Below are 7,283 nucleotides of genomic sequence, written 5' to 3'. Positions count from 1 at the left end.
GCGTTGTTGCAAATTGGCGTAGCCGAGACAGGGATGTCGAGGCTCGAAGGTCGAGGCTCGAAGGTCGAGCAAGGCGAATGTTGCGAAGCAACTAGTTCATGAGCGCGAGCCAAGGAAGGCGAGCTGGCCCTTATGCATGGATGCATTTGGCGAGTCCTGAGTGTAGCCAATTTGTTTCATAAGCCAGCGGGGATTTCGGCTACGTTGGGGGGTCCTTGGGGATGCAAGGGGCTTTGGACAAGCAAAGCCCCTTGCCCAGTGTGGTTTGGCGAGAGTTGCTTAGCAACGTGCTTTCGAGCGAGAGCCAGGGATGGCGAACTGGCCCTTATGCATGGAGGCATTTACACCACGACTTTAGACCGCTGGCACAGCGGCTATCATAGCTTCCAACTAAGAGTATCTAAGTTAGTATTGGCCGAGCTTCTGAACTATGATGCAGCCCATCACCTGCGGTGCGCTTTTCGCACAGGCGATCCTGTGACACGGCGTGAATACGTCCCTGTAGCCTCGACGAAAACATCCCTGTTTTCGACGGTCACAGTCCCGCCTATGCCTGATAATTAGGTGTATGTCTGCAAATCGCTCAAATATTTCAAGCTACTCCATTTTCACAGAATTACACCGAATCCCGCTCGAAGCGGCCGTAGGGCGTTGATGACCATCGCGTAGCGAGGCATGGATGCCGAAGCAGCGCCAGTCGAATCAGGGATGAGCGTCTGGCGCGATAGCGAATTGGCATCATAAGCACAAGGGGTTTTCCGCTGCGTCGCGGGTCGCTGGGGGTTTGGAAAGGGGGCGAGTCGATACAGCCCCCTTTCCTCGGGTGCGGGGCGAAGCACCACGACTTTACGCCGCTAGCACAACGGCTAGCATGGCTTTAAGCCAAAGCTCACCAATAAACTTGATCTCAGCTTCCAGCTAAACCGCAAGCCCGTCACCCGCGGTACGGATAGGCTGGAAGCCCGAATACCATGAAGGACAGCACGTCTGAGAACGGCCTCTCACACAGGCTTTTCCTAGCCAAGAGGCAACCGGCTTCAAATATGACGCTAATGCCAACCCTACTCCTGCAGCAGATCGCGACAGATCTGCACCAGATCCGACTGTACTGCCGCGGCAGTCACTTCCCTACCGGCACCTGGGCCGCGAATGATCAGCGGATTACCCTGGTAGAAGGCCGAGCGGATGACAAACACATTATCTCCCGGGGTCAGGTTGGCGTATGGATGCTGACGCTCGACCCATTGCAGAGAGACTTCGGCGTTAACCTGGTCATCTTGCTGCTCCAGTGAAGCCACATAGCGCAGCACCTTGTTTTGCTCGGCCGCGGCAGCAAACTGCTGCGCGAGAGTGGCATCCAATTCGGGGATCCGCTGCAAAAACTCATCCAACGGAATATCGGCCAGCGCCTCAGGCACCAGAGAGCTTAAGCGAATATCCTCAAGCTCCAGTTCCAAACCGATTTCACGGGCCAAAATCAACAGCTTGCGCTGCATGTCACGCCCGGAAAGATCGTCCCTGGGATCCGGCTCAGTGATCCCCAGCTCTTTGGCCTGCAACACCAGCTCGGAGAAAGGTTTGATGCCATCGAAATGCTCAAACAGCCAGCAGAGCGTGCCGGAGAAGATACCGCCGACAGCCTCTACCCTGTCGCCGCTGTTGTGCAAATCATTGAGCGCGTGCTGCACCGGCAGCCCGGCGCCGCAACTGGCGTTGTAACGCCAGAACAGTCGGCGGTTACCCAGTTGTTGTTTCAGCTCACGGTAGAAAGGCAATGGCCCGGAGCCGGCCAACTTGTTGGCACTGACCATATGAATGCCACGGGCAAAAAACTCAGGATACTGCAGTGTCAATCCGGCGCTGGCACTGATATCCAGCGCCACCAGTTCATCGGCTTGCAGCAACGCAAGCTGTTCGAACAGATGTTCATACTGCCAAGGGGTAGCTTCGGCTTCAAACCTTGTCTGCCAGTCATCCCCAAAGATCCCCTCATTGCAGATCCAGGCACGGCTCGAACTCGCCAAGCCCAGGAGTTCAACACTGGCCTCCAGCTCACGTTTGAGGCCGTCGCGTGCTCGGCTAAATAGTTCCACCCAGGCTTCGCCTATGTTACCCACCCCCAGCAGAATAACGCCTATGCGTTTGCGGGGGCCGGCGCAGCGCCTGTGCACCTTCTGGGTCAGCAGGTTCACCTGAGATTTGGGCACCAGGGTGACCAGGCTGAGTTGGTCCTGATACAGAGGCCGCGCTTCACGGCTCAGCAAGCGGGCAAAACTACGGCGATAACTGCCGGCGCCACTGCTTACCAGGGCCACCAGCCCAAGCTCTCTGTCCTCGGTAATGCTTTGAATTTTGAGCTGGGATGTCTGCGCTTCCAGTAACTGCCAGACTTGGCGGGATAATTCGGGAGTAAAGGCCAGCTCAAGTTTGTGTTGCCCTTGAGACCAGTAGGCCAGCGGGGTCAAACCCGCCTCATTGAGCGCATCGAGCGTCTGAGTCTGAGCCTGGGTGCCATTGAACTCCAGGCTCAAGAGGGACACCTGATTGAGATTGGTCACCACAGGGGCGCTTGCGGCATCACTCTTGGGGGCTATCAGGGTAAAGTCGGTATGCGAGGCGTAGCTAGAACGCACCGCCAGGCTGACATCGGTATTAAATAACGGCTGCAGGGTACGGCAATGCAGTACCGGGGAGCCGAGCCGCGCCAGGCGGTCGGCCTCAGCCAGCGACATGCTACTCAGCAATTTGGCATCGGCAATCTTGTTGGGATCGGCATTGAACACCCCTTCAACATCTGTCCAGATAGTGACCCTGTCGATATCGGCCAGGCTGGCTATAAGAGTGGCACTGAAGTCGGAGCCGTTGCGACCGAGCAACAGAGTTTCGCCTTGGCTATTGGCGCAGATAAAGCCGGTGATCACCAGGCGCTCATCGGGATGCTCGGCCAGCAGCCGCTGCACCCTTTCACGGGACTCATCGAGGCGAATCCTGGGTACTGCGCCCTCATCGGCAATCAATAAACTGCGGGCATCCACATGGGAAGCGGCAACACCGGACTCCCGCAGCAGCGCCGCCATCAGTCTGGCCGACCAGCGTTCGCCGAAACCCACCACCTGATTGCATTGGTATTCGCTGAGTTCAGGCAAGGACAATAAACTGGCCAGTTGCGCCTTATCTGTAGACAGACGCTCCCGCAGTTGACGTGCCTGTTCATTGCCCAGCAGCTGTTCAATCAGATTCTGCTGATAACCGACAAGCACCTGTAGCTCTTCCTGCCACAGAGCGCCAGATTCCTTCAGGTTCAGCAGTTTATAGAGAAAATTGGTACTCTTGCCGGCAGCGGAAACCACCACAAGATCATCGGCATGACCATGGGTTAGCAAAATATGGGCGACCCGTCGGTAGCAATCGGCATCGGCGAGACTGGAACCGCCAAACTTATGTAGGTGACAACGTGCCATCTCAAGCTCCTTCAATTCAACAGTTTGCGGCTGCCGCCAATCCGGCGGCGATATCGTCCAGCAGATCCCGGCCATCTTCTATACCCACAGACAAGCGGATAAGCGTGTCTTTAATACCGGCTTCGGCGCGAGCCTCACTCGCCATGGCTCTGTGGGTCATGGTGGCGGGCACGGCCACCAGGCTCTCAACCCCTCCCAGGCTCTCGGCCACGGAAAACAGCTTGAGCGCGCCGAGGAAGGCAACCACCTGCGCCTCATCACCCTTGAGTTCAAAACTCAGCATAGCGCCAAAGCCACTCTGCTGCCTGGCGGCAATCTCATGACCTGGGTGGCTCTTAAGCCCCGGATAGTAAACTTTGTCTACCACGGGACTCTGGCTCAGCAGCGCCACTATGCGCTCGGCATTGGCCTGATGCTCGCGGATCCTCAGCGCCAGAGTACGCAGGCCACGCAGGGTCAGGTAGCTGTCGAAGGCGCCACCGCTCAGCCCGAGCGTGTTGGACCACCAGTGCAATTGCTCTGCCAGTTCAGGATCTTTGGCAATCACGGCGCCGCCTACCACATCGCTGTGGCCATTGATGTATTTAGTGGTCGAGTGCACCACTATGTCGGCCCCCAACAGCAAAGGCTGTTGCAGCGCCGGCGATAAAAAGGTGTTGTCGACCACCACCAATGCCCCCTGCTGGTGGGCCGCCTCGGCAATGGCGGTAATATCCACTACCCGCAGCAGCGGATTGGATGGCGTCTCGAGCCACACCATGCGCGGCTTTTGCGCCAGGGCAGCGGCGAGTGCTTGCGGGTCGGTTTGATCCAAAACCTGCAAACGAAACTGGCCCTTGGCGGCCAGATTGGTGAACAGCCTATAGCTACCGCCATAACAGTCATGGGGCACCAACAAGAGGTCATCCGGCCCCAGCAGGTTGACTACCAGAGTAATGGCCGCCATACCGGTAGCGGTTATTGCCGCACTGCAGCCCTGCTCCAGCTCCCCCAAGGCATCCCCCAGAATGGAGCGGGTAGGATTACCCGAGCGGCTGTAATCAAAGGCTCTTGGCTGAGTGTGGCTATCAAAGGCATAGTTGGTCGACAGATAGATGGGTGGCACCACGGCCCCGTGCTGGCTGTCTGATTCGATGCCCTGCCGGACCGCTGTGGTTGCTAATCGCCGCTCTGTCATAATCGACTCCTGAATGCTGAAGTTCGACACCACAAAGATGTCTGGACGTCTAAATCTAACCAATGACCATCCAGCCGTCAATAGGCATCAAGACGTTTGGACGTCCAAATGTATGGATTTCTGTTCATATTGCACAGATTTTGCAGGCAATCATTTGACTGTATCCTGTAAGGGTTTAAAATCTGCTGCGAATTAGTGAGATCACAGGTGAATCAATGACTGAATGGAATGGCGAATACATCAGCCCTTATGCCGAACACGGCAAGAAGAATGAGCAAGTGAAAAAAATCACTGTCTCTATTCCGTTGAAGGTACTGAAAGTATTGACCGATGAGCGCACCCGGCGCCAGGTAAACAACCTGCGGCACGCCACAAACAGCGAACTGTTGTGCGAAGCCTTCCTGCATGCCTATACCGGCCAGCCACTGCCCAATGATGAGGATTTGTCCAAAGACAAACCAGACAGCATCCCGGAAGAAGCCAAACGCATGATGGATGCCATGGGCATTGAATGGGAAGACATGGAATAAGTGTCTTATTCCTCTGAATTATCTTATTGTTGAACAAGGATCGCTGCGCGATCCTTTTCTTTTGGGAGCTTGCGAATGCTGTCATTGATAGATCCCGTCACCCTGTTGCTGGCATCCCTGATCATATTTACCGGTGCCCTGACCCAGTCGCTGATAGGCTTTGGCCTGGCAGTGGTAGCCACTCCCTTATTGTATATCGTCGATCCGGAGCTGGTTCCCGCTCCTGTTATCGCCATGGGGTTTTCCATCGCCCTGCTGACACTGATACGCGAGCGCGGCCACCTGGAATTCAACGGCTTGCAATATGCCTTGCTGGGAAGGCTCCCCGGCGGCCTGATTGGTGCCACCCTGCTGTTGCTGGCACCGCAACCGATTATGGGCTTGACCATAGCCCTGATTGTGGCCGTAGCCGTATTCCTCAGCCTTAGAAAGTACAGCATCAAGATCAACCGCCTCAGCCTGTTTATTGCCGGGATATTTTCCGGGATATTCGGCACCGTGGCCGCCATAGGTGGACCGCCGATGGCTCTGCTGCTGGCGGGTAAGGATGCCAGTCAGTTCCGCGCAGCGCTGTCGGCCTTCTTTATCTTCAGCTCCTTGATAGCCTTGATTATTCTCGGCTGTTTTGGCCTCTTGACCTTGAGACACTTATGGCTGTCGCTGTTGCTGCTGCCTGCGGTATTTCTCGGTTTTCTGCTGGCTGGCCGCTTGGTGGGCCGGGTGGATAAAGAGAAGACCCGAGTTCTGACGCTGGCGCTGTGCGCCCTGAGCGCTCTGTTGCTGACCATCAAATCAAGCCTGGCGCTCATCAACGGTTAATTTTAGAAGTGATAGCTGGTTTGCAGCACGCCGCCTATGGCGTCATCGCTGCCAAACATGCCGGTGAGATCCAGCCGGAAACTGTTGCCTATGGCGAACCCTGTCCCGAGTGAATAAAGATCAGCGCTGTGATCATTGAGATCCTGGCGATAACCGAGCCGTAAAGCAACCCAGTCGGTAGGCCGGTATTCACCGCCTAAACGCCAATAGCGGCTGCCCTCAAGCTCGGCAAACTTGTCGTTGTCGGTAAGATCCAAGTCGCTGCTGAGTGAAAAGGCTGCCCAGTCATAGGCCACCCCGGCGGTAACCATAGGTTTCACCTGATAGGTAAGCTGCACGCCGCCGGCCTCTATGCTGCTTAAGTCCCGCTCGATAAGATTACGACCGCTGACACCGATAACCAAACCATCCAATGGCTGAAATGCCAGGCCAAGATCCAGGTTAAAGCCTGTGTCATCACTGCGATAATCATCATCATTGAAATCATCGGCATCGAAGTTGTTGGCGCTGACGGCATAATTAAAACTATCCAACCGTTGCAGCTTGGGAGTGACTCCCACTGTCACCGGCATATTGACGATAGATAGCGGATAGCTCACAGCCACCCCGAGCTCGGAAACCGCCCCGGCCACCACTCGCCCCTGGGAGGTCAAATCTTGGATTTCCGGCGGGTTATTGGGATCCAGATTATCCAGGGTATCAATATCCGCAGCGGCGATTTCGGCTATCCCCAGAGCATCGAGATAACTCTTGAACACAAAGGCATAGCTAAAACCATCCGAGGGCAGGACCAACGCCATATTGATACCGGCACTAACGTAAGCGCTATTGCCCTGCAGCGATTGCAAGTCACCACTGAGGCGCTTGCGGTAGTCATCGATAGCCGCTGTGTCGGCGGCGTCTATGGCATTGACCAGGGCGTCATAGTTATCCTGCAGGGCGTCAAACTTGTCGATCATCTGATCTTTATCGGCGCCATCGGCGCCTATGGTTGGAATGAGTAAACTGAAGTCACTGCTGCGGCGCGAAGGCAAAGCCAGCAGGGCCGGATTGGAAAAGGCCGCCGCCTCACGATTACCGGCCGCCACGGCAACCCCGCCCATGGCATCGGCGCGGGCCTCATAAACATCCTGCCCAGCCAACGCCAGCGTGCTGGCAAGCCCCGTCGTAAGCAGTGTCAACAGACTCAGTTTCATCTCATCACCCTCTTGCTTTTATCTGTAACCAGACGCAAGACGTTAGTTATATGGGTTAAAGATAGTCCAAATCTCAGTGGCACAATGGTATCAAGATACA

At 55.8% G+C, this 7,283-nt stretch carries 5 protein-coding genes; 2 read left to right on the top strand and 3 right to left on the bottom strand.

Annotated features, from left to right (window positions below):
- Positions 1-1,061 precede the first annotated feature (1,061 nt).
- Entirely contained in the window at positions 1,062-3,461 is a 2,400-nt protein-coding gene (locus CX651_RS10725) for a bifunctional aspartate kinase/homoserine dehydrogenase II (protein WP_101055990.1), read from the bottom strand.
- A gap of 16 nt (positions 3,462-3,477) precedes the next feature.
- Positions 3,478-4,638 carry a cystathionine gamma-synthase gene (metB, locus tag CX651_RS10720; RefSeq protein ID WP_101055989.1) on the bottom strand — a complete coding sequence of 387 codons (1,161 nt, stop codon included), beginning with the start codon at positions 4,636-4,638 and terminating at the stop codon, positions 3,478-3,480.
- Positions 4,639-4,853: 215 nt separating this feature from the next.
- Here metB and metJ point away from each other — a divergent pair, with 215 nt between their 5' ends.
- Together metJ and CX651_RS10710 are read left to right on the top strand one after the other, a co-directional pair.
- On the top strand, positions 4,854-5,168 hold the full coding sequence (gene metJ, locus CX651_RS10715) for a met regulon transcriptional regulator MetJ (protein ID WP_039033538.1): 315 nt from the start codon (positions 4,854-4,856) through the stop codon (positions 5,166-5,168).
- Between the two features lie 75 nt (positions 5,169-5,243).
- A complete protein-coding gene (locus CX651_RS10710; RefSeq protein WP_101055988.1) occupies positions 5,244-5,987 on the top strand; it encodes a sulfite exporter TauE/SafE family protein in 744 nt (247 codons plus the stop codon).
- 2 nt (positions 5,988-5,989) lie between these two features.
- On the opposite strand, the gene CX651_RS10705 is transcribed toward CX651_RS10710, so the two are convergent.
- On the bottom strand, positions 5,990-7,183 hold the full coding sequence (locus tag CX651_RS10705; RefSeq protein WP_101055987.1) for a conjugal transfer protein TraF: 1,194 nt from the start codon (positions 7,181-7,183) through the stop codon (positions 5,990-5,992).
- Between the last annotated feature and the right edge of the window lie 100 nt (positions 7,184-7,283).

Origin of the sequence: Shewanella chilikensis, assembly GCF_002836945.1 — a bacterium.
Lineage (GTDB): Bacteria > Pseudomonadota > Gammaproteobacteria > Enterobacterales > Shewanellaceae > Shewanella > Shewanella chilikensis.
This window is presented reverse-complemented; position numbering and strand designations above follow the sequence as displayed.